This window comes from Chitinophaga caeni (genome assembly GCF_002557795.1).
Classification (GTDB): domain Bacteria; phylum Bacteroidota; class Bacteroidia; order Chitinophagales; family Chitinophagaceae; genus Chitinophaga; species Chitinophaga caeni.
In genome coordinates, this window is sequence record NZ_CP023777.1 from 1,453,879 (window position 1) to 1,476,823 (window position 22,945).

Here is a 22,945-nt window from a genome sequence, read left to right on the forward strand (position 1 = left end):
AGGATGGTAAGTTTTAGTTACTAGGAAATATATATTGAATGCCGTATCAATATATACACACTTCTTCATGCATTTATAAAGCGAATATAAATGATAAAGTGTTATCAATATCTTAAAAAAAAGGCAGGCTAGCATGTAATGCTGACCTGCCTTTATATAAATTATTTGCTAAGACTTGGTTATTGAGCAATTTGCTTCAACCTTTCCCGCACGTATTTGTCGACCTCTGCATTTCTATCTTCACTGTTATTGGCTTCTTTCAAGTATAATTGGTAATATCTTTTCGCAGCTTTAGGTAGGTTCATCTTGCTATCATATATAGTGGCAATAGCGTAGGGAGTATAAGTGCCGCGGTTCATATAGTACGCTGTATCAAATTGTTTGATAGCTGTTCTGTATTGTTTCATTTGATTGAAATTATTCCCTAACGCGGAATAATAATTTCCCAGCGCATCGCTTTTGGTTTCTTCAATACAAGCTAGCAAAAGCTCGTTGCTTTTATCGTAATCATGTAATTCGGTATAGGAGAGTGCCGCGTAATACTTGACCAGCGCCGGGGCGGTTTTGAAGTACTCAAGATATTCGAAGGTTTTAATACAATCTTTATATTCTTTTAAATAGTAATTGGCTACCGCAACGTACTGAAATGCTGATGGCGACACTATATGCAGGTTTACTAATACATCCCCGAAGCTTACGACCCTTTTCATATCTTTTTGATTGTAGGCTGAACGGATCGCTACATTAATAATACTAAGTTGAGACGAATCTGTAAATAGGTATCGATTTAATATGCTATCAGCATATTTATAGTCTTTTTTATCAATTAAAATATCAGCTAAAGCACTTACGACGCGGGCGTCTTTATTATTTAGCTGGTACGCGGTTTGATAATTGGCAAAGGCTGAATCGGGCTGTTGCAGCTTGCTATAAATACTCCCCATTTGCTTGTAATAGTAATAATTGGCAGGGTTGATTTCAACCAGTTTTTGATAATAATCCACCGCCCGTTCAAACTCCTCGTTATTAGAATAGATCAAGGCAATATACTGTAAGGCTTGGATATTGCTGGAATCGAGATCTAATACCTGCTGGTAAGTGTTTCTTGAAATATTAGTTTGACCGTTAACATAGTATGTGTATGCAAGCAGGTTTAGATCTTTCACCGAATTGGAATCATACCTCGGCAATATGTATTGCAGCGCATCCCCGTATTGCTGCATCTGCATATAATCCATTACAACCGACCTGTCAATGCCGGCTTCCTGCGCCGCTGCGGGCGCACTTACGAAGATCGAAAGCAAAATAATAGCTAGGTTCCTGGTGATTTTATTCATCTTAACTAATTTTTTAGTTTATTAAAACTAAGGAATTAGTTTGAAAGGAAGAAATCGGGTTGAAAAAAATTTATCATTGTTGTCCGACTAAAAATGCTTTAAAGGTACTTGGATTCCTTACCTGGTCAAGGATATAAGCGAAGGATGATCTATTCAGCCCCGCCAACAAAACCGTGGAACTTCGCACTTTTAATCGCGAAGCCATACAGTAGCACAAAAGCTGGATCGAGCGATCAAATTGGTGGCCGTGATGGCCAATTTGTGCCTTTTTTAGTACTTTTTTGGGCAAGCAAAAAAGTACAAGAAACGAGCCGATGAACATTGAATCGAACTTTTAAGGCGATTATAATTTTTTCATTGATAATTTAGTCGGACAATAATGAAATTTTATATTTATTCATTGCCCGCGCTTTTGGTTTCGTCGGTAGGTGAAGGATATTTAAGATGTACATCTCTTTGTGGGAAGGGAATCTCGATATTGTGCTGTTGGAGGGTATAATAGATCTTGTCTAAAACTTCGCTTTTCGTGCCGAGCATATTGCTGATATCCAACCAGAAGAACAGTTGAAAATCGATAGAACTTTCACCCAGGTCCTTGAGAAAAATGAGCGGCGCCGGATTGATAAAAATGTGTTCTTGCTGTTCCAGTATTCCTGTTAATAATGTTTTTACAAGTTTCAAATCCGATCCGTAAGCAACGCCAACCACGATATCAACGCGGCGTGTCCGGTTGGAGAGCGTCCAGTTAGTTAAATGTTGGGAGATAAGATCGCCGTTGGGGATGATGATTTCCGAACCCTCAAATGTTTCGATCTTGCTTGCACGGATGCCAATTTCTTTAACGGTGCCGCTTTTGTTGCCAACATCGATTATATCGCCAATCTGTATAGGCCGTTCAAATGCGAGGATGATTCCCGAAACAAGGTTGTTAACAATATTCTGCAACCCGAAGCCGATACCGACGCCCAATGCCCCGATAATGATGGTTAACTTGTCGAACGGTATGCCGGATGCTGCAAAAGCCACGAAGATGCCGCTTCCGAGTATTACGATCCTTAGTAGCAGAACGGCGTTGCCCCATCTCGGCTTTGCCGTACCACCGCTTTTTTGCGATCCGCCGAAAAGGTATTTCATTAATTTGGACACGTATACCGCCACCGCAATCACCACGAAGAAGATCAAGATACTACTGAAACTGAAACTGCTGTTGCCGATTTTGCGCTCCACGGACAAGAAACGGGCCACTTCGCCATGAACAATATCGTATAAGTTCAGGTTGCGGGTTAGCGTAACCATCCACAGGATAGACACCGCGAAGTACAGCAGGTATTTCAGGCTCTCCTTAATCTTGTTGTAATCGAAGAATGCTGCCATGCGGCTTGTATCCTTGTTGGCTTCAATATGCAGGTATATAGCTTCTAATATTATTTTTACCACCACTACCAACACTTCGGCGGAAATCATGCTAAATAATGCCGCTACCGTTAAGAACTTGGCGAGCATTACCCTGCCGAATAAATTACATCCGGTCGCCAGCAAGAGTAATAGTATAGCCAGCGTTACAATGGCATTGGCGGTTTCCTTACGTATGCGGAAAGGTTGCCTCGCGTGCTTTACAAGGTAAATGATACTGATGGTAATCGAAAGCACCTGCACGGTAAATTGAATCCATCTTTCCGTGAAGGAGGATTGCAGCAGCAGGTTAAAAAATGCAATTACCAGGTATAAGCCCAGTAGGCATATCCAGTAATTCTTGAACCAACGCGGCCATAAGGTCCAGCAGAGTATGGTTACCGTGATGCCTTGTATCATCCACATCATTTCAAGGTAGATGATCGGCGGGTTTTCATAAACGAAAGGACCGATGGCAAATATGACTAATAGCGTTGAGAAGAAAACGCTTTTTCTTAAGTAAGAAACGTTTACCCATATGCTATTATCACCCGGATATTTTTTCGCTATCCTGCGCAGGTTAAACTGAACCCAGCAAAAAAATGCCAGCGCAATCAGCGCATTCATTATTTGTGTTTTCCAGTTATAGCGATAGTAGTAATCAAACACCCGGTTGTTTGCCGTCATCGAGACCCTGAGGTTGTCCATGATTTGTACTTTGTAATCACCGGGGCTTATCTTGAACAAATCCTTTTCTTCACGGTTCCAGATAGTCTTACGGGCGGTCTTGATCCTGTAATCCACTTCATCGAGCAGGTTGGTGATGTTGATATAATTCATCGCCACCCTATTTTGTAATAAACCGAGCCGTAGTAAAATATTCCTGTTGGCAGTATCGGCCTGCCGCCATTTTTTATCCAGCTGTTCCAGTTGGGCAAAATATAATTGCTTCAACTTGGGATCCCTGGGTAAGGAGAACAACAAGCTATCTGTCAGGATGCTCTTGATTTCCGAAGTCATACCCGAAATTTGCTTGTTATAATCTTCCAGTGAAGATTGCCAACCGCGGTTAACTTCTTCCATCTCCAGCAGTATAACCTGCAAAGCATGTACGCTCCGCATATTGAGAATATACGATCGGCCTTGAACATTGTTTTCGATCACCTCCACCAGTCGCTCCGATCTCGGTAGTTCGCCGGAGATGTTGGAGGTGTCGAAACCTCTTCGCATAGTATTATTGACCCGGTTTAGCATCCGGGTAATATTCTCAATATTGGTTAATAATGTTGACAACGACGTGTCGGCCGTTACCGCTGCGACATCTTTAGCTACTTGGTGTTGTTTTTTCTCCAAGGTGTCACTGATGCCTTGCGCAAGGCCAATTTGCGGAAGGAGTGGGATAATAACAACTAAATATACGAGCAGTAGCCGGAAAACATTCATATCAACTACGGGGATTTTAAACTATAACAGCAAGTTTCCCCTATTGTTGCTTTTCCGGTCGCGAAGCTGTTAATGTTTGACCGCCCTGCTGGTCGCGGTCAACAATCGCGATAAATGATGTTATGCCTATCGGAATATCAAGGTTAAGGCACTGTAAATACCCCGAACCGCCAGGGTTCGCCAACTGGTACCATGGATAACCGGGTGTTTCGCGGCTGGTGCCATCCCTAACATGAATTGTAAGCGATAAATACCTTATAACATTATCCCCTAAGTCCTGCATTGATTTTGCGAAATCGCAAATTACGGGGCTAAGCTGTTCCAAGGTATTACCGGGTTGGTTAATGACCATGGTAATTTGTTTTTTAAAATTTTAACAAATGTAAACATAGTTTACAATAATGTAAACTAAGGTCTAAACGTTCTCTGTGCTTTCGCAATGCTTTTTTTCAATACGAGCGTAATTACTTCGATGATTTTTTCGCTTTCCGCATTGCTGAAACCTGCCGGATTTTTAGCCCGCCGGTAAAACGTTGCTTCGCTCCATCCGCATTCTTCGCAAATAGAGTCCCTGAAAATCTTTGGGATCAATAACATGAAGCTATGAGCTTCTTGTAACAGGTTTTTATTCAAGCGCTTTTTTTGCACCATGCCTTTTGTTTTTGGGTAGTTAAAAGAGATTAATGTATCTGTTGCGTATTAAAATGTTATATTGATAAATATACTATCATCATTTTTAGTGATAAAACTTTACAATTATAACAAAAAATATTTACAGTGAGCGCGGGGTCACAAAATATAATTGATGAAGGCGCCAGGCTTAAGCAGGTAATCAAGGACCTGGGCATGACTTACGTTGACTTTGGTAGCAAGGTGAAACTCTCTAACCAGAGCGTTCACAGGTACTTTAAGAATAACTCTATCAAGCGAACTACGATCGCTAGATTTTGTAAAGCGCTGGGAATTTCGCTGGAAGAATTTTATGATTGGAAAGGTCCAAAAAGGGAGCCCGGGCAGAAGTTTCATTACGGCGAAAGACTGAAAAACCTGATCGTGGAGAGGGATATTAAGCGTAATAAACTGGCCGAAAAGATGGGGATTTCCAGGCGGGCGCTGTATAATATCTTTGAAAGGGAAGTATTTGATCCCCACTTGCTCCGTAAAGTTTGCGAAGCACTACCTATCCATGAGAGCGAATTCCTGCTAGACGCTAATTTACAAGACCCCGATCAATCTTACGAAACCGCGGAACAAGTGAAATGGCGCGAGAAATATTACCAGCTACTTGAAATCCACAATGAGCTGCTGCGGGAAAATGCGGCCTTAAGGGCAAGGCTACAAGCTTAAAATTTCCAAAAAATACATTCAAATTTATTTGTATGTGTGCGATTTTTTATTATTTTGTTATAAATTAGATCGTATCCCTATAAAAAATCGCCAACAAATGAAGAAGTGCCTGCTAGTAATCGGCTTTTGCCTTTTCGTGATGAATAGTTTCTCCCAATCAGCTCCTGACACCGATACGAAGGATTTTGAGCAATTTTGGAGCAAGTGGCAAACCGCCATCGTAAAAAAGGATTTCAATACGGTAAGCCAGTATATAGATTTTCCCTTGGTCGTGAAAAAGGGTGAAGGTACCAATTCCGTAATGACCGTTGCACGGAAGGATTTCACCATTTTTTTCAAACAATTCCTAGATCAGCCCGCACCCGGAACTCCCGGGGAAAACCGCTTCGCTACGTTGAAGGGTAAAAAGTTGCTTGATGAAGAAGATCGGATGTGGATCGAGAAGGAACTCGCCACCGTGGGGGATTTTGAATTTCAAAAGGTGGATGGAAAGTGGAAATTGATCTATATCTACGATATACCCACGGAGACATTCGCCGGGAAGTAGCGTTGCACCGGCCACCGGCTGGCAATTTTTACGGATCAATACACTTAATGATATAAGCGTAGGCTTCAAAAGCCTGCGCTTTTTATTTTAAAACTTTGTAAGGATGGAATAATAATCTAATGTTTTAAGATTAGCCAGTGTGCGGAGTATTAAAGAATGTATTTAAATGGTTTGTTATATGATGATCGGTTTTTTTCAACCTTCTCCAAATTTCTCAAAATTTATCCTGCAAAAAATATTTTTATGCCGTAGTTTTGCACGATTTTTTTGTTCGATAGGACGGGGGAATTGCAATAGGTTTTTCATTTTTTAATATAAAACTAAAAATGCCCAAAGACAACACTATTAAATCTGTTCTGATCATTGGTTCCGGTCCGATCATCATCGGCCAGGCCTGCGAATTCGACTATTCCGGTTCCCAAGCGGCACGCTCGTTACGGGAAGAAGGTATTAAAGTGATTTTGATCAACTCGAATCCTGCTACAATCATGACCGACCCCATGATGGCTGACAGGGTTTACTTGTTGCCCTTAACCGTGGAGAGTATAGAACAGATTCTGGAAGAAAACCAGATAGATGCTGTTTTACCGACCATGGGCGGCCAAACTGCCCTGAACCTTTGTAAAGAGGTAGAAGAGCTTGGCATATGGGAAAAGTATAACGTACGATTGATCGGTGTGGATGTGAAGGCCATCGACAAAGCGGAAGACCGCGAACTGTTCCGCCAATGGATGATTGAAATGGGAATTAAAGTTGCGCCTGCAAAAACGGCCAACTCTTACCTCGAAGGTAAAGAATTTGCCCAGGAGATCGGTTTCCCGTTGGTTATCCGCCCTTCATATACCCTGGGTGGTACCGGCGGCGGTTTCGTGCACAGCAAAGATGAACTTGATGAAGCGCTGAACAGGGGCTTGAAAGCTTCCCCTATTCACGAGGTGTTGGTGGAAAAAGCTGTATTGGGATGGAAAGAGTTTGAACTGGAATTGTTGCGCGATGCCAATGATAACGTCGTGATCATCTGTACCGTGGAAAACTTTGACCCGATGGGTGTTCATACCGGTGATTCCATCACGGTAGCCCCGGCTATGACTTTGAGCGATACCGCGTTCCAGAACATGCGTAACATGGCCATCAGGATGATGCGCGATTTAGGAAATTTCGCAGGTGGCTGTAACGTTCAGTTTGCTTTGAACCCGGAGAATGAAGAACTCATCGCCATCGAAATCAACCCGCGTGTTAGCCGCTCTTCGGCTTTGGCTTCTAAAGCAACGGGTTACCCCATCGCTAAAATCGCTGCAAAATTAGCGATCGGTTACACTTTAGATGAGCTGAAAAACCAAATCACGCAATCAACTTCTGCATTTTTTGAACCGGCACTCGATTATGTAATCGTCAAAATGCCGCGTTGGAACTTCGATAAATTTAAAGGAGCCGACCAAACCCTGGGATTGCAAATGAAATCCGTAGGAGAGGTAATGGCGATCGGCCGCACCTTCCCCGAGGCTTTACAAAAAGCTTGTCAGAGCTTGGAGAACGATGCGATCGGTTTAGGTTATTACGGTAAATCCCTGATGAAGAATGAAGAGCTGCTCGAAAAGATCAAAACCCCGACCTGGGATCGTATCTTCCGTTTGAAAGATGCATTGATGGCCGGAGTGTCCGTAAAATCTATCCACCAGCATACACATATCGATCGTTGGTTCTTACACCAGATCAACGATCTCGTAAATATGGAAAAACAATTGGAGGAACATGATCTTGAAACAGTGCCGGTTGGCTTGTTGAAGGATGCTAAGAAATTAGGTTTCTCTGATAAACAATTGGCACACCTCTTCGGAAATTGCACGGAAGATGATGTGTACGAAAAACGTAAAGCGCTCAATATCGTCCGTACTTACAAGATGGTAGATACTTGTAGCGCCGAGTTCGAAGCCAAAACGCCTTATTTCTACTCTGCTTTCGACCAGGAGAATGAAAGCATTGTAACCGGTAAGAAAAAAATCGTTGTACTCGGTTCCGGTCCTAACAGGATCGGTCAAGGTATCGAATTTGATTACTGCTGTACGCACGGTTTACAAGCGATCCAGGAATCTGGATACGAAGCCATCATGGTGAACTGTAACCCTGAAACAGTTTCCACGGATTTCGATATGGCCAATAAGCTGTACTTCGAACCGGTATTCTGGGAGCACCTCTGGGAGATCATCGAACTGGAAAAACCAGAAGGTGTAATCGTTCAGTTGGGTGGCCAAACTGCCTTGAAACTCGCTCGCAAACTGGAAGAAAAAGGTATCCGCATCATCGGGACTTCTTTTGATAATATGGATATCGCGGAAGACCGCGGCCGTTTCTCCGACATGTTGAAAGAGCTGGGTATCCCTTATCCTAAATATGGTACCGCTTACACCACGGATGAAGCGATCGAGGTGGCCAAGGAAGTTGGATACCCTGTTTTGGTGCGCCCTTCTTATGTACTGGGTGGCCAAAGAATGCGTATCGTGATCAACGAGGAGGAGTTGGAAAAATCTGTACTCAGCCTCCTGAAACATTTACCGGGCAATAAAATCTTGATCGACCACTTCTTGGATCGTTGCCAGGAGGCGGAAGTGGATGCCATCTTCGATGGGGAAAACTTCCACGTAATGGGCGTGATGGAGCATATCGAACCGGCCGGTATTCACAGTGGTGATAGTAACGCCGTATTGCCTGCCTTCAACCTGAGCGCGATGGTGGTTACGACGATGGAGTACTACGCTGAGAAGATCGCCAGGGCCTTGAACATCAAGGGATTGATCAATATCCAGTTTGCCATCAAGGATGGCCAGGTGTATGTGATCGAAGCTAACCCGCGCGCTTCCCGTACAACGCCGTTTATCGCGAAAGCATACCAAGTTCCTTACCTGAACATCGCTACCAAGGTGATGTTGGGCGCTAAGAAATTGACCGACTTCAACATCGAGAAGAAGTTAGAGGGTTTCGCCATCAAGGAACCGGTATTCTCTTTTAACAAATTTCCGAACGTAGTAAAAGAACTAGGTCCTGAAATGAAATCTACCGGTGAAGCGATCCGCTTTATCAAAGATTTAAGGGATCCTTACTTCAGGACTTTGTACAAGGAGAAAAGTATGTACTTAAGTAAGTAAATTCTTTATAATAATGTTTTGAAAAGTCCTGCTAGCAAGCGTTAGCAGGACTTTTATTTTCCCGTGGGTTTTTGTTAATGTTGGTTTTACTACGATGAAATTTTCTTAATTTATGAGATGAATCGTTTTGTTAACCCGTGGCACCGGGCGCCACTCCTACGCCTGTTGTTGCCATTCCTGTTAGGCGTAATCTGCGCCCTAAATATCGAGTTGGAATTGCAATGGCTGCCTTGTTTGTGGTTGCCCACCTTAATCCACGTTTTAAGCTGGAAATACTTAGCTATCCAATGGAGATACCGCCTGCGATCTTTGCCGGGGATAGGGATCGTATGCCTGTACTTTTGTTTAGGCGCTATGGCGGTAATTTCAGCAGATACCAGGCGGGCTCCGGCGTATATCAACAACATCAAGGGAAATGCTTTTGGATGGGTCGTTGAAATTCTAGAAGATCCGTTGCCAGGCGCCCGCTCCGCGAAATCATTAGTGAAAGTCAGGGCCTGCCTTCGCCAAGACGGGCTATTTGAAAAAGCTACGGGAAAGATAATGTTGTATTGGAGTTTAGATAGTCGCCTTCCCGGGATGGGGGAATGTGTGCTTATCCAAAATCGACTGGAGAGCTTTGCTCCAAATGGTAATCCTGGGGCTTTTGAATATAAAGATTACATGGCTTTACGGCGGGTATACCATCAACAATATATTCCCACTAAAAAATGGCGGCTTGTAAGTCATGCGAACCCCTATAAAATTACTTGGCAATTGAACAGGGTTAAAAGCTATTGTTTACAAGTTTTAAGGAAATATATACCCGGGAAGCAAGTTGGTTTGGCCGAAGCTTTACTGCTTGGCTACCGGGCCGACTTGGCCAGGTCGGCTATTGCTGGTTACGCAGGAACGGGAATCATACATATTATTGCTATTTCGGGTTTACACCTCGGGCTAATTTACCTATCATTATTGAAGCTGTTAACGATGGTATTACCCGGTAACCGGGGAAGGATATTGAAGGGCTTGATTATCATTATTATTTTATGGCTATTTTCATTAATAACCGGGGGAAGTCCGTCAGTACTACGTTCTGCACTTATGTTCAGCTTGGTAGTTACCGGGAAGTTCTGGGTAACGAGGCGCGGATTTATATTTAATACGCTGGCGGCCTCCGCTTTTTTCCTCGTTTTATATGAACCGTATTATCTTCTGAATGTAGGTTTTCAACTCTCATACATAGCGGTGTTAAGCATCTTGTTATTCCAGCCGGTGGTTGCTGGTTTATGGAAACCAAAGCTGTTACCAATGAAGAAAATTTGGGAATTGATTTCCGTGACATTAGCTGCACAGGTAGGCACCTTGCCGATCTGTTTATTTTACTTTCATCAATTCCCGCTTTATTTCTTACCGGCAAATTTGTTAAGCATTCCTGCGGCGACAATTATTTTGTATAGTTTATTGTTGCTAATGCTATGCTCTTGGATGCCTTTCGCTGCAAAAATTCTTGGTATGATATCAGGAAATTTGATTCAATATTTTGATACCTATAACCAGTTATTGTATCACCTACCCGCTGCCGTAATTGAAAATATCCGCCTCGATAGGTTAGGCTTATTCATTAGCATTTTCCTGGTCATATTTCTATTATTAGCCTGGAAGTATACCCTGAGATGGGCTGCTTGGTCCTGCTTATATTGTATCCTGGCCTTAATAGGGAACTTAAGATGGAAACAATACCTGGAGGCACATCAAAGGAAGTTCATTATTTATAATTGCAGGGATGCATTGGTTATGGACTTAATATCTGGAAGCGATGCATTTACAAACCGGGTAAAAGAAATACCTGCAAGTGTTGTTCAAGCAAGAAAGGCATTGGGCATACGAAAATTGACACATATAAATAATTTTGCATTTAATGCAGATGGGTTAAAAGTACTGGTGATTAATAGCACATTTACCCGGCCATCGGCAGGGAGAGGTAAAAAGGTCGAGTTGGATTATATCGTGATTACCCGGGGAGCAAAGTTGCATATGGAAGCGTTAACATCCGTTTACACATGTAAAATGATAATATTTGACAGCCGTTTACATATCAGGCAAGTAGAAAAATGGAAAAGTGAATGTAACAAATTAACTTTGCGCAACTTTTCTATTCAACGCGAAGGAGCGTTTGTAATAAACTTCTAATAATTTCAGTTCAATGCAAAAGCAAATTAAATCGGCCCTGATCTCCGTTTTCTATAAAGACAACCTGGAGAATATCGTAAAGAAATTAGGGGAACAAGGCGTAACTATTTACTCTACGGGTGGTACCCAAACATTCATTGAATCTCAAGGGGTGCCTTGCGTAGCGGTGGAATCGCTCACTGCCTATCCTTCAATTTTAGGTGGCCGCGTTAAAACTTTGCATCCAAAAGTGTTTGGCGGTATTTTGGCCCGCAGGGAAAATCCACAAGACTTGGAGCAGTTGAAACAATACGAAATCCCTGAAATCGACCTTGTAATTGTAGATTTATACCCATTCGAAGAAACCGTTAAGAATACAAGTGAAGAACAGGCTATTATCGAAAAAATAGATATCGGCGGTGTTTCTTTGATCCGTGCAGCCGGTAAAAATTATAAAGACGTTGTCATTGTAGCTTCGAAGGATCAATATGCCGATCTTGAAAAAGCGCTGGTTGAAAATAATGGTGCTACTAATTTGCAAGAACGTAGGCAATTTGCTGCAAAAGCCTTCGAAGTTTGCGCTCATTACGATGTGGCCATCGCGCAATATTTCCTCAAAGAAGCGGAAACAACCGATTATTTCCAGGTTTCCGTTCCGGTAGGGCAAGTATGCCGCTACGGAGAAAATCCACACCAGCAAGGTACCTACTTCGGTAAGTTGGACGAAACGTTCAATAAATTGCACGGTAAAGAGCTTTCGTACAACAATATGGTGGATGTGGATGCTGCTTGCCAGTTGATCAACGAGTTTGAAGAAACAACTTTCGCGGTGATCAAGCATACAAACGTTTGTGGAATTGCTTCCCGTTCAACATTGAAAGAAGCTTGGGTCGATGCCTTGGCAGGTGATAAAGAAAGCGCTTTCGGTGGTGTTTTAGTTTGTAATGTCAATGTAGATAAAGAAACAGCAGCTTTGGTAAATGAGATTTTCTTCGAAATCTTGATCGCTCCCGGTTTTGATCAAGAGGCATTAGAGATATTACAATCCAAGAAAAATCGTATCCTGTTGCAGCAGAAACAAGCCGTGAAGCCTGCTTCCATGTTTAAAAATGTATTGGGCGGCGTATTGGTGCAGGACAATGATGAAGGCAATTACAAAGAGTGGAATGAAGTGGGTGCGCAAGCAGCTACAGCAGCCCAAAAAGCGGATCTTGCTTTCGCGAATATCGTTTGTAAACACCTGAAATCCAATGCTATCGCTTTAGTAAAGAATAAGCAATTGGTTGGTAAAGGCTGTGGTCAAACTTCCAGGATCGATGCACTGCGTCATGCGATTGAGAAAGCGGGTCAATTCCAATTTGATCTAAATGGCGCCGTGATGGCATCCGATGCATTCTTCCCCTTCAATGATTGTGTCAGTATTGCACACGAAGCCGGGATTACTGCCGTGATCCAGCCGGGTGGTTCCATCAGGGACAATGATTCTATCGATTTTGCCAAACAAAATGGTATGGCGATGGTAATCACAGGCATGCGCCATTTCAGGCACTGATAATTTAAAATAGAGAGGAGAATCTCCATATAAAGCGCCTTGGTAATCAGTACCGAGGCGCTTTCATTTTTAGTGGTTTTAACAGGCTGTTTCAAAAAAAATGGTTACTTTGGAAGGGTATTTTCGATCTAGATGAAGTTTATTCAAGAGAACATATTGCAAGACGCCAGCGATGATTCCCTCATCCGGAAATATAAATCCACGGGGGAATTAGATTATTTGGCTGCCTTGTACCAACGCTATATGGGCCTTGTTTACGGGGTATGCTTGAAATACTTCGATGAAGAATCTAGTAAGGATGCCGTAATGCTAATATTCGAGGAGTTAATCCAAAAGCTAAAGCAACATGAAGTGCAAAATTTTAAGAGCTGGCTCCACGTGCTCACGCGCAACCATTGCCTTATGAAAATACGCTCCGCTAAAAATAAGGAATCACTCGTAATTACCGGTCACCCGGTTATGGAATCAGGGGAAATTCAACATCATGAAAATGGAAATAACCTGGAAGATAATCTCCAGGCGATGGAAAAATGCCTTGAAACATTGCCTGTAGAGCAAAAAGAAAGCGTTAACCTGTTTTATTTACAAGAAAAAAGTTACAGGGAAATCGTGTCTATCACGGGTTATGAGATGAATAAAGTAAAAAGCTATATACAGAACGGCAAAAGAAATTTAAAAAATTGCATGGATAAACAGCATGGCCAATAGTAATCAACATATTGAACCTACCCCGCAAAACATCCAAAAGTACCTCGATGGGAAATTGGATGATAAGGCTATGCATGACCTGGAAAGACAAGCTTTGGATGATCCCTTCTTAGCGGAAGCCCTGGAAGGTTACGCGGAAAGGGATTTTGATCAATCTAAAAACCTGGATGATCTGAATGCCCGCTTGCAAGCCAGGGTCGTGGAAAGTGGTGGCTCCGAAATGCCGTTGATCGTAAACATTAATAAGAAAAGAAAGGTTGATTACCGTTGGGCAGCAGCGGCAGTAATCCTCGTACTCTTATCTGTCGGCTCTTTCTGGGTATGGGAAAGGGAAACAGGAAATAGCGCCAAGGTGGCCCAGGAAATTGTTGTTGCACCGAAAGTTGAGAAGGACAGCGTTAGTAATTCTCCCGGTGTAGATAATGTAGATAATGTTAGGCTAAGAGAGAAATCCAGTCCTAAAGAAATTAAGGAAGACAATAAGGCAATCAAGGATGCAAAACCTGAACAACCGCCGTTTGAAGGAGAGGCAAAGCCTAACAAGGCAGAGGCGCCGCCCGCAATGTCGGAAGTAAGTCCTGCCGCGCGGGATGCAAAACAGGCTTACGCTAAGCGGGAAGGAAATAGCGCCGGGTTGATGCAATACAAGGCGAAAATGCCAAGTAAAAATGCAGGTAGGCAAATTGCATTCGGCTTAAAACCTAATAAGATAGATACGATTCTTATCATGAGATCCACTGCAGCTAGCTACCTTGACACGATAGGTGAGATGAAAGGAAAGTTGATAGGTAAAGAATTAGAATATGGAAATGGTAAATATGTGGATGCATACCTTGTAGATAAATTCACCAATGATGCGATTGCCAATGTGCTGATTAAAAGCAAAAGCAATCAAAGTTATACCCGCACCGACTCCTCGGGGAAATTTAGAATGCTGGTTGATGATGCCGGGGATCAGAACTTGACCTTTGCGATGCAAGGTTTTGATGATAAACGGGTGGAGTTAAATAACCGTAATCAAGATTTATTTGTTTACCTGGATAGGAAAGGGAAAGGATTTTATGGCAATGCCGGGAATGGTGATATAGAAATGAATGAACCTATTCAAATTACTGCCATAGGCACAAGTCCACTAATTGGAAGGGATGCTTATAAACTGTATCTCGCCACACAACTTCATCATGCCGGGCTTCCTTCAAAAAGCGGTACCATGATGTTCTCATTTAAAGTGAAAGGAAATAGTGGTGAAGTTTCGGGATTGAAGTTTTTGAAAAGTATTTCAGCCGAGTATGACAGGGCTGTTAAAAAGATAATCGAAAAGGGTTCAAATTGGCAAGTGCCCGCAGATGGTAGCGATACAGAAGTACACGTTACCTGGAAACTCTATACAAAATAATCCCCGGGAATAGCTATCCGCCATGTTTCAATAATCGAGAAATACCGTTAACCGCATGTTTACTCCACCATCATTATTGAATGATCTATTATTAAAATAATTGAACTATATAATTTAAATTATTTTAATAATAAAAAATTGAGCCTGAACTTTACAGTCTTGTTTATAATTAAAAAGCATTGTTGTCCGACTAAAAATGCTTTAAAGGGGCAGATGAACATTGAATCGAACTATTGAGGGATCAAATTGCTCCCCGGTTAAAATTTAGTCGGACAACAATGATTAAAAACCATAAAATATGGAATATAGAAGACTTGGAAGTTCGGGCATGAAGGTGCCTGTATTGAGCTTAGGCACGGGGACTTTTGGCGGGACGAATGAATTTTTTGGACGCTGGGGGCAAACCGGGATCCAAGAAGCTTCCCGTTTAATAGATATTTGTTTGGAAAGGGGGTGTTAATTTTTTCGATACTGCCGATGTTTATTCCTTGGGAGTCTCGGAAGAAATTCTTGGCGCCGCAATAAAAGGAAGAAGGGAGAAAGTAATCATCTCTACGAAAGGAACATTTGAGATGGGGCCGGGTGTCAATGAAAAGGGTGCATCGAGGTTTCATTTAGTAAATGCTGTAAATGATAGTTTGAAACGGCTGGGGACGGATTATATCGATATCTACTTCATTCACGGTTTTGATAATAATACACCCATCGAGGAAACATTAAGAACGCTCGATATGCTTATTAAGAGCGGGAAGATCAGGTATATCGGTTGTTCCAACTTCGCGGCTTGGCAGTTAATGAAATCCTTGTCAATCTCAGAAAAACTTAACCTGGAAAAATTCGTGATTTACCAAGGCTATTATTCCTTGATAGGGAGGGATTACGAGCAAGAACTATTACCGTTGATTAAGGACCAGGGCTTGGGTTTGATGGTATGGAGCCCCCTCGGTTGGGGAAGGCTAACTGGGAAGATAAAACGTGATCAACCGGTAGCTCCGGGCCGCATTCAATCGGGCGGGGCAGTTGGTTCACCTCCTGTTGATATCGAATTGGTTTATAATGTTGTAGATGTCTTAGAGCGAATTGCAGGTGAAAGAAACAAAACGATATCGCAAGTAGCTTTAAATTGGTTGTTGCACCGCGATTCTGTTTCCAATATCGTCATCGGCGCAAGGAGCGAAAGCCAGTTAATCGAGAACCTGGATTCGGTAAATTGGGCGTTAACAGGGGAAGAGCTCCTGGAACTGGACGATATTTCCAGGCAGGCTCCAATTTATCCTCATTGGGTGGGAGCGCGCTAGGCCCGGTTAAGATAAATAAAATAGGGTCATCATAACTAGCTCTAAGAAGCTCATTATGTTGACCCTGTTAAAATAATTTATTTTAATGCTTCAATATACCAGCTATTTTCCACCCCGTTTTTCTTTCCAAAGTTGGTTGAAGGATTTAGGCGAAAAAATCGGCAATTCCCTGTCGTCTTCACCCCAGGCTTTACGGAAGAAACGTTTCATGAAGAAATTTTTCGTATTGCCGCTCACTAAATTCATCATCCTGCGGCTTAAGCTCACCTGTTTCCAACCAAACCAAGCCATTTTCTCACTGCCCGAAGTATAATTTTCTTCGACGGCTTTATGCCTATTATGCAATAATAATTCGTGCAGGTTAATCCTTACGGGGCAAACTTCCGTACAATTACCGCATAAAGATGATGCGTAACTGAGGTGCATATATTCTTCCATCCCTCTCAAATGCGGTGTGATTACTGCACCGATAGGACCGCTGTAAGTAGTTTTATAAGTATGCCCACCTATATTTTTATAGACGGGGCAAGCATTCAGGCAGGAACCGCAGCGGATGCAGTAAAGGCTTTCGCGAGCCACGGTATCGGCAAGGATGTTGGTACGACCGTTGTCGATCAATATCACGTACATTTCATCCGGTCCGTCTGGCTCTGTTTCTTGCTTTGGGCCGGAAAGGATCGTATTATAGGAAGTTACTTTTTGCCCTGTTCCGAAGGTTGCTAGTAATGGCCAGAATAAGGCAAGGTCTGATAATGAGGGTATTACCTTTTCAATACCAACCAGCGCGATATGTGTTTTGGGAAAAGTGGTCGTTAACCTACCATTTCCTTCATTTTCGGTAACCGCGATACCGCCGATATCGGCAATAATGAAATTTGCCCCGGTGATACCTACTTCGGCTTCAAGATATTTTTTACGGAGTTTATCGCGGGCAACTAGCGTGAGTTGTTCCGGGTTCAAAGCCGGTTCTGTACCGAGTTTTTCATGGAACAATTGCGCGATATCTTCCTTGCTTTTATGCATAGCCGGGGTTACGATATGGTAAGGCGGTTCATTATCCATTTGCTGGATATATTCACCGAGATCCGTTTCTATGCTTTCTATACCATTTTCTTCAAGGAAAGCATTGATATGAATTTCTTCCGTGGCCATAGATTTACTTTTCACCACGGTTTTGCAATTTTTAGCTTTGCAGATGGCTAAAATTTCCTCACGGGCATGCTGTGCATCTTCGGCCCAAATTACTTTACCACCGCGGCGAGTGAAATTCATTTCAAAATCTTCCAATGATTTATCGAGATGCTCGATAGCTCTCCACTTGGTATTTTTAGCTCTTTCACGTGCCGTCATTAATTCAGAAAACTGGAGTTTCCCATTCTTGACAGCAGCATTATATTTACCAATATTAAAATTGATGGTATTCCTGTGATTCAGATCCTTTGCTTTCAGCTGACTTTCTTCTAAGAAGTTCGTTGCTAATTTGCTCATAAGCCCAATTGGTAATGAATTGATGTAGTAAAGATAGACAACTTTACCTGTTAAGATTTAATACCGAATTAACCGATCCCGGGAAATATTTCGCCCTTTAGCGGTAAATAACAACAGTTATTAAATAATTGTTGCAAAATCTAAGCCATAAGTTGATATAAAGCTCATTATTGATCTTTATGTTGGTTCTGCGCTATCTTGTCGAGAACTTCATAAAATTCTTCCCCGTATTTGCGGATGATAGCATTTTTAAGAAACCTGTATACCGGCACTTGTAATTTGTTACCATTTTTACACGCGGGTTTACAGATATCCCAACGATCGTAATTTACTGCTTCAAACCCCGGATATTTAGTAATCCGGATAGGGTAAAGATGGCAGGAAACCGGTTTCTTATAATCGATTTTTCCATCGTTAAAAGCTTGTTCTATACCGCAGCCCACGATACCTTTATCATCTATCGTTGCATATGCACAAATACCGCCGTTTACAAGGGGAGTCACGTATCCATGCTCATCATCAACGGTGTGAAAACCTTGTTTTTCTATTTCCCTTATGCCTTCAGCCCTTAGGTAAGGCTTTACTATGGGGTAGATTTGAGGTAAAACGTCCAATTCGGAGGCTTCTAAGGGGGCGCCACAATCACCTGCCACACAGCACGCACCTTTACATGCAGTGAGGTTACACACGAAATTCTTCTCTATCAGCTCATCGCTGATGTACTTATCATCAATTACAATCATGTTGCACAATTAACTGCTACCCCTCCCGGGAATTAGCATTCTCTATTGCAAAGGTAAGATGTATTTATTTCCATTTTAACGTTTCTACCAAATGATACATATCTGCCTGTAAAAAGTTGATGACCGGTTGCAGGGAATCGGCATTTGGCGGCGCATAAAAATAAAGTGCGCCCCTTATAAAGTGCTTGGTGGAATCCGTAGCGAAAAATTGTTTCGCGGAAGCCGCATTACCGCCCACGTTATAATACAGGCCGTACACATTGTTTGGGGTACTAAATTCCTGCTCATCAATATAGGAGGCTTTGTAAGTATGCTTGTAGGTTAATTTGAAAGCGTCATCGACCAGGTTTTCAAAAGAGTTACGCTTATTGGCGCCGATAATCTTATAGCTCATGTATAATTTGCTGTGAAACTCCGGGAACTCGATATTGATCCAGTAAGGATTTTCTGCTTTCTCATCAAAAAAGGTGGTATCCTTCACGATGTTAGCATAAGTTGGATATTCAAACGTATACGGGTACCCGGGTTCGTTGAATAACCGGTACGATTTTTCGGGCAATTCGATCAGGAAATATCCTTTAGGCTTGGGAGTGTAATTGTTTTGGCAGGCAACGAAGGCACTGCAAAAAAATAATATAATTACTAGGAACTTGGCTTTCACGCTGTACTTATTCATTTTCTAATAAACCGGGATTCATGCTCACCTGGATTTTTTCGATACGCATCTTTGTGACCTCCAAGATAGTAAAATCGAAGTCTTCATAGGTAATAACGCTGTTTTCCTCGGGGAATTTTCCCGCTAATTCTAAAATTAATCCCCCGAGGGAATCACTTTCTCCTTTTACGGATTCGAAAGTATCGGGAGAAATATTCATTATCCTGCAAACGTCATTTAGCATCGTTTTGCCTTCGAACACGTAGGTATGGTCATCAACCTTGTTGAAATTAAACTCATCTTCATCAAACTCGTCCTTGATATCACCGATTACTTCCTCGATGATATCTTCTAAAGTTACGATGCCGGATGTACCCCCAAATTCGTCTACGACCACGGCAAAATGCATATGCCGCGTTTGAAATTCGTTCAATAAATCCTCGATTAATTTATGTTCGTGTACGAAAAAAGGTTGCCGCATCGTTTCGTGCCAATCAAAATCATCGCCTTTGTCAACATGGGGTAGCAAGTCCTTAGTATGGATTACTCCGACTATAGTATCCAGGTTACCCTTGTAAACTGGGAGCCGGGAATAATGTAATTCGGCCACCTGCTCTACGACTTTCGAAAAAGGAAGATCATATTCCAGCCCGCTTACATCTAAACGGGTATGCATAATTTGCTTTACCTCGATATTGCCGAACTTGAGAATGCCGCGGACGATATTTTTCTCTTCCTGGGAAGCGCCGGGGTCAACACTCATTTCTATCACTTCGTCAATCTCGTGATAGTTAACAGGTTTAAGGCTCCTGTTAAAAACTTTATATTCAATGGTATCGCCCATGGCCACGAAAAAGTCGCTTAGGGGTTCTAGCGTGGCATGAATGATATGAACGAACCATGCGAAATAAGTTGCGAAACGGATGTTATTTTGAGCCGCCCATGTTCTTGGTAAAATTTGACCGAAGAACATGAGTACGAAAAGGATGATGATAATGCGAAGCATCACGGAGATCACGATCATGTTTTCCAGCGCCTCCATCTGGGTGATAAGGTAATTGGTTACCAAGACGAAAGCTATTGCCACGACGATTTGGGCAATATGCATGGAAGCCAGCAAGGATTTAGGTTTTTCCAACAGCTTGGTAATGAGTTTGCCGGAAGCATTTTGCCGGGTTTTAAGGACGTTCAAATCCTTGTAATTCATGGAGAAAAAAGCTACTTCCGCACCGGAAACGATGAAGGACAGCATCAGTAAAACCAGTATTACCAGCAGGAATACGACAATATTCGGCGTAGGTGTGCCGGCAACTTGTAATAGGGTAGCAATTAAGGGCATGGTATCTGCCTGATGATGAACCAAGGGTATACGCTTTGATCAACAATAAATTTAAAAAAATAATGGGAAAGAAGTCCCTGTTAAAATTACATGGAGTTACTTTCCCTATATACAAATATAAGTAATGTACCCATTTGACATGGTACATTTAATTGAAAGATATCAATGTTTTCCAGCCTAGAACGGGAGATCGTCTGAAGGTTCGTTCATCGGGGGAATGTCCATGCTGCTGTATCCTTCGCTGCTTCCGGAGCCGGATTGCGAAGACATGGAATGATCGCCGTTGTGAACGTCGATCCTTTTGTCGAGCATGACAAGGTTATCCCCTACCACTTCGGTAGCAAATTTTTTGTTCCCTTCCTTGTCCTCCCAACTGCGGGTGCGCAATCTTCCTTCGATATAAACGAGACTACCTTTGTGGAGGTATTTCTGGGCTAATTCTGCCAGTCCTCTCCATAAAACTACGGTATGCCATTCCGTCTGCGAGATCAGTTTACCGGCCCTGTCTTTAAAAGTTTCTGTTGTGGCTAAGGAGAATTTTGCTACGGCAATGTTGCCTTCCAAAAACTGAACATCGGGGTCTCTTCCTAAGTTTCCAATCAGTATTACTTTATTAACACCTCTCATGGTTGTAGGTTTTAATAATCTAGTGATGATATGTTCTTCTAAGTATTAATTTATCGTCCTTTCTAAAGTTAATGTATTTCTAATCAACTTTAAAAAAAAGTACTGCCCCAATGGGAAATAATTTGAGCCGTATTACAGCTTAACACGTCTTACGGTCATATAGTTTGAAATTATTACAAAGAAGCTGCCAAAAGTTACAGCAGTTGTAATTGGTTATTTTGAAGGTAATCCAGGATAATCTTGGGGAAGGCGTAGTTATCTAAGGAGTTTAAAGGTACCCACTGGAAACCTTGCGGCGCCTGGATCCGGCTTTTCAAGGCAAGCCTGATAAATTGGGCATGGATTGTTTGGTGTGTTAATTTTTGCTTGAACAAAGGGGAGAGGGTAAAGCTACCGTTAACAACCGTTCCGACGATCTCCCGCGATTGTTCCAAGATCGTTTGGGCAGGAAGGATTTCGGGCGATTCCACGGGGATAAACTCATGTAAATTTTGCCAAATATCCTTACCGGGACGTTTTTGTATCAAAACTTGTTGATTATAAATAGCAACAATATAAAAGAAGTATCTATTTTTTACAGTTAATTTCTTAGATTTAAGGGGAAGTTTGTTGACTTGGTTGGTTAGAAAGGCAATACACTTAGTGGCAAGCGGGCATTCGAGGCAATTGGGTTGCTGGGGTTTGCAGACAACCGCGCCAAAATCCATAATGGCTTGGTTATAGACGGCCGGTTTATTCACCGGCAACAGGTTTTGGGCTGTTTCCGAGAAGATTTTCTTGCCTTCGGTCGTGTCAATCGGGGTATCTATCCCGAAAAAGCGGGCTAAGACCCTGTAAACATTTCCATCGAGTACCGCGTAAGGAAGGTTGAAAGCAAAAGAGGCAATTGCTGCCGCCGTATACGATCCGATGCCTTTTAGCGTTGTAATAGTATGGTAATCATTGGGAAAGATGCCGTTATAATCGTGAACGATACTGCGGGCGGCCGCTAACATGTTTTTGCAACGGGCATAATAACCCAGCCCTTGCCATAACCGGAAAACCTCCTCATCGGGGGCGGCGGCCAGATCAAAAACAGTCGGGTATTTAGAGGTAAATGCCTCGTAATAGGCGCGACCTTGTTCAACCCGGGTTTGTTGTAGCATGATTTCAGACAACCAGATCTTGTAAGGATCTTTTTCTCCTTTCCAAGGCATCGTACGTTGATTGGAATCCCGGTTCCATGAAAGTAGTTGGGAAGAAAAAAATTGATGGTTGTTGTTCATTTACACAAATTGTTTATATATGTTTATGTTTTTTTATATATATTCGTGTACCTAAAAGATACGCTTCTCATCGTATGGTTTAAGTGAAACCCTGAATTGGAGTACAAAGAAACGTAAAATAAAAGGTTACTATTTATAAGAAAAATGTTTAAATTTTAGTTGCTTAAAATTCAGCAATTAATTATTTTTTAATAACTTTACTACAAGTAATCCTCCGCTTCATTATGAGAAAAGCAGATTTAATTAATAACATTGCTGAAAAAACCGGCATCCCCAAAGTAGATGTGTTAGTAACACTAGAGGCCATGTTTAAGGAGGTGAAAGAAGCTTTGGCAAATGGCGAGCACATTTATATCAGGGGTTTTGGCAGTTTTATCACGAAGAAACGCGCGGCTAAGATCGGCCGTAACATTAAGAAGAATGTTGCCGTGGAAATTCCCGAGCATTACATTCCGGCCTTTAAGCCATCTAAAGAGTTCGTTGCCGAGGTAAAAAAGTTGAAAAGTTCGTAACT

General features: G+C 42.2%; 20 protein-coding genes. 10 read left to right on the plus strand and 10 right to left on the minus strand.

Annotated features, from left to right (window positions below):
- Window positions 1-179: 179 nt before the first annotated feature.
- The 4 genes from COR50_RS06145 to COR50_RS06160 form a co-directional block, all read right to left on the minus strand.
- Entirely contained in the window at window positions 180-1,337 is a 1,158-nt protein-coding gene (locus COR50_RS06145; protein ID WP_098193177.1) for a tetratricopeptide repeat protein, read from the minus strand.
- Between the two features lie 393 nt (window positions 1,338-1,730).
- Window positions 1,731-4,172 (minus strand): mechanosensitive ion channel family protein, encoded by a 2,442-nt coding sequence (locus COR50_RS06150; protein WP_098193178.1) that lies wholly within the window; start codon window positions 4,170-4,172, stop codon window positions 1,731-1,733.
- A 40-nt stretch (window positions 4,173-4,212) separates the two neighbouring features.
- Window positions 4,213-4,524, minus strand: a complete 312-nt coding sequence (locus COR50_RS06155) for a hypothetical protein (protein WP_098193179.1) — start codon at window positions 4,522-4,524, stop codon at window positions 4,213-4,215.
- Between the two features lie 56 nt (window positions 4,525-4,580).
- Window positions 4,581-4,823 (minus strand): hypothetical protein, encoded by a 243-nt coding sequence (locus COR50_RS06160; RefSeq protein ID WP_098193180.1) that lies wholly within the window; start codon window positions 4,821-4,823, stop codon window positions 4,581-4,583.
- A gap of 126 nt (window positions 4,824-4,949) precedes the next feature.
- Here COR50_RS06160 and COR50_RS06165 point away from each other — a divergent pair, with 126 nt between their 5' ends.
- The 9 genes from COR50_RS06165 to COR50_RS06200 all read left to right on the plus strand — a co-directional run bounded on the left by COR50_RS06165 (window position 4,950) and on the right by COR50_RS06200 (window position 16,314).
- Window positions 4,950-5,519, plus strand: a complete 570-nt coding sequence (locus tag COR50_RS06165; RefSeq protein WP_098193181.1) for a helix-turn-helix domain-containing protein — start codon at window positions 4,950-4,952, stop codon at window positions 5,517-5,519.
- 97 nt (window positions 5,520-5,616) lie between these two features.
- A complete protein-coding gene (locus COR50_RS06170; protein WP_098193182.1) occupies window positions 5,617-6,066 on the plus strand; it encodes a hypothetical protein in 450 nt (149 codons plus the stop codon).
- A gap of 326 nt (window positions 6,067-6,392) precedes the next feature.
- Window positions 6,393-9,209, plus strand: coding sequence for a carbamoyl-phosphate synthase large subunit (carB, locus tag COR50_RS06175; protein WP_098193183.1), 2,817 nt, complete (start codon window positions 6,393-6,395; stop codon window positions 9,207-9,209).
- A gap of 117 nt (window positions 9,210-9,326) precedes the next feature.
- Complete coding sequence (locus COR50_RS06180) at window positions 9,327-11,381, plus strand: ComEC/Rec2 family competence protein (RefSeq protein ID WP_098193184.1); 2,055 nt, start codon at window positions 9,327-9,329, stop codon at window positions 11,379-11,381.
- A gap of 13 nt (window positions 11,382-11,394) precedes the next feature.
- Window positions 11,395-12,912: a bifunctional phosphoribosylaminoimidazolecarboxamide formyltransferase/IMP cyclohydrolase gene (purH, locus tag COR50_RS06185; protein WP_098193185.1), complete on the plus strand. Its 1,518-nt coding sequence runs from the start codon at window positions 11,395-11,397 to the stop codon at window positions 12,910-12,912.
- 132 nt (window positions 12,913-13,044) lie between these two features.
- Entirely contained in the window at window positions 13,045-13,620 is a 576-nt protein-coding gene (locus COR50_RS06190) for an RNA polymerase sigma factor (protein WP_098193186.1), read from the plus strand.
- Window positions 13,610-15,016, plus strand: coding sequence for a hypothetical protein (locus COR50_RS06195; protein WP_098193187.1), 1,407 nt, complete (start codon window positions 13,610-13,612; stop codon window positions 15,014-15,016). Before COR50_RS06190 ends, COR50_RS06195 begins: the two co-directional genes overlap by 11 nt.
- A gap of 298 nt (window positions 15,017-15,314) precedes the next feature.
- Window positions 15,315-15,476 (plus strand): hypothetical protein, encoded by a 162-nt coding sequence (locus tag COR50_RS22550; protein ID WP_232516287.1) that lies wholly within the window; start codon window positions 15,315-15,317, stop codon window positions 15,474-15,476.
- Window positions 15,477-15,504: 28 nt separating this feature from the next.
- Window positions 15,505-16,314 (plus strand): aldo/keto reductase, encoded by an 810-nt coding sequence (locus tag COR50_RS06200; RefSeq protein ID WP_232516288.1) that lies wholly within the window; start codon window positions 15,505-15,507, stop codon window positions 16,312-16,314.
- Between the two features lie 102 nt (window positions 16,315-16,416).
- Here the strand turns inward: COR50_RS06200 and COR50_RS06205 are convergent, their stop codons facing one another.
- The 6 genes from COR50_RS06205 to mutY form a co-directional block, all read right to left on the minus strand.
- Entirely contained in the window at window positions 16,417-17,802 is a 1,386-nt protein-coding gene (locus COR50_RS06205) for a LutB/LldF family L-lactate oxidation iron-sulfur protein (protein ID WP_098193188.1), read from the minus strand.
- A 167-nt stretch (window positions 17,803-17,969) separates the two neighbouring features.
- Window positions 17,970-18,545, minus strand: a complete 576-nt coding sequence (locus tag COR50_RS06210) for a DUF3109 family protein (RefSeq protein ID WP_098193189.1) — start codon at window positions 18,543-18,545, stop codon at window positions 17,970-17,972.
- A gap of 64 nt (window positions 18,546-18,609) precedes the next feature.
- Window positions 18,610-19,221 (minus strand): gliding motility lipoprotein GldD, encoded by a 612-nt coding sequence (gene gldD, locus COR50_RS06215; protein WP_098193190.1) that lies wholly within the window; start codon window positions 19,219-19,221, stop codon window positions 18,610-18,612.
- Complete coding sequence (gene gldE, locus COR50_RS06220) at window positions 19,214-20,563, minus strand: gliding motility-associated protein GldE (RefSeq protein ID WP_232516289.1); 1,350 nt, start codon at window positions 20,561-20,563, stop codon at window positions 19,214-19,216. Before gldE ends, gldD begins: the two co-directional genes overlap by 8 nt.
- Before the next feature lie 153 nt (window positions 20,564-20,716).
- Window positions 20,717-21,166 carry a single-stranded DNA-binding protein gene (locus COR50_RS06225; protein ID WP_098193192.1) on the minus strand — a complete coding sequence of 150 codons (450 nt, stop codon included), beginning with the start codon at window positions 21,164-21,166 and terminating at the stop codon, window positions 20,717-20,719.
- 194 nt (window positions 21,167-21,360) lie between these two features.
- Window positions 21,361-22,431 (minus strand): A/G-specific adenine glycosylase, encoded by a 1,071-nt coding sequence (gene mutY / locus COR50_RS06230; RefSeq protein WP_098193193.1) that lies wholly within the window; start codon window positions 22,429-22,431, stop codon window positions 21,361-21,363.
- Window positions 22,432-22,655: 224 nt separating this feature from the next.
- Here mutY and COR50_RS06235 point away from each other — a divergent pair, with 224 nt between their 5' ends.
- A complete protein-coding gene (locus COR50_RS06235; RefSeq protein ID WP_029464490.1) occupies window positions 22,656-22,943 on the plus strand; it encodes an HU family DNA-binding protein in 288 nt (95 codons plus the stop codon).
- The last annotated feature ends 2 nt before the right edge of the window (window positions 22,944-22,945 follow it).

Excerpts from the sequence above, each read along its gene's own strand:
- COR50_RS06195 (WP_098193187.1), top strand. The coding sequence starts at position 13,610 with ATGGCCAATAGTAATCAACATATTGAACCTACCCCGCAAAACATCCAA.
- purH (WP_098193185.1), top strand. The coding sequence starts at position 11,395 with ATGCAAAAGCAAATTAAATCGGCCCTGATCTCCGTTTTCTATAAAGAC.
- COR50_RS06145 (WP_098193177.1), bottom strand. The coding sequence starts at position 1,337 with ATGAATAAAATCACCAGGAACCTAGCTATTATTTTGCTTTCGATCTTC.
- COR50_RS06180 (WP_098193184.1), top strand. The coding sequence starts at position 9,327 with ATGAATCGTTTTGTTAACCCGTGGCACCGGGCGCCACTCCTACGCCTG.
- gldD (WP_098193190.1), bottom strand. The coding sequence starts at position 19,221 with ATGAATAAGTACAGCGTGAAAGCCAAGTTCCTAGTAATTATATTATTT.
- mutY (WP_098193193.1), bottom strand. The coding sequence starts at position 22,431 with ATGAACAACAACCATCAATTTTTTTCTTCCCAACTACTTTCATGGAAC.
- COR50_RS06235 (WP_029464490.1), top strand. The coding sequence starts at position 22,656 with ATGAGAAAAGCAGATTTAATTAATAACATTGCTGAAAAAACCGGCATC.
- carB (WP_098193183.1), top strand. The coding sequence starts at position 6,393 with ATGCCCAAAGACAACACTATTAAATCTGTTCTGATCATTGGTTCCGGT.
- COR50_RS06170 (WP_098193182.1), top strand. The coding sequence starts at position 5,617 with ATGAAGAAGTGCCTGCTAGTAATCGGCTTTTGCCTTTTCGTGATGAAT.
- COR50_RS06155 (WP_098193179.1), bottom strand. The coding sequence starts at position 4,524 with ATGGTCATTAACCAACCCGGTAATACCTTGGAACAGCTTAGCCCCGTA.
- COR50_RS06210 (WP_098193189.1), bottom strand. The coding sequence starts at position 18,545 with ATGATTGTAATTGATGATAAGTACATCAGCGATGAGCTGATAGAGAAG.
- COR50_RS06160 (WP_098193180.1), bottom strand. The coding sequence starts at position 4,823 with ATGGTGCAAAAAAAGCGCTTGAATAAAAACCTGTTACAAGAAGCTCAT.
- COR50_RS06205 (WP_098193188.1), bottom strand. The coding sequence starts at position 17,802 with ATGAGCAAATTAGCAACGAACTTCTTAGAAGAAAGTCAGCTGAAAGCA.
- COR50_RS06190 (WP_098193186.1), top strand. The coding sequence starts at position 13,045 with ATGAAGTTTATTCAAGAGAACATATTGCAAGACGCCAGCGATGATTCC.
- COR50_RS22550 (WP_232516287.1), top strand. The coding sequence starts at position 15,315 with ATGGAATATAGAAGACTTGGAAGTTCGGGCATGAAGGTGCCTGTATTG.
- COR50_RS06150 (WP_098193178.1), bottom strand. The coding sequence starts at position 4,172 with ATGAATGTTTTCCGGCTACTGCTCGTATATTTAGTTGTTATTATCCCA.
- COR50_RS06225 (WP_098193192.1), bottom strand. The coding sequence starts at position 21,166 with ATGAGAGGTGTTAATAAAGTAATACTGATTGGAAACTTAGGAAGAGAC.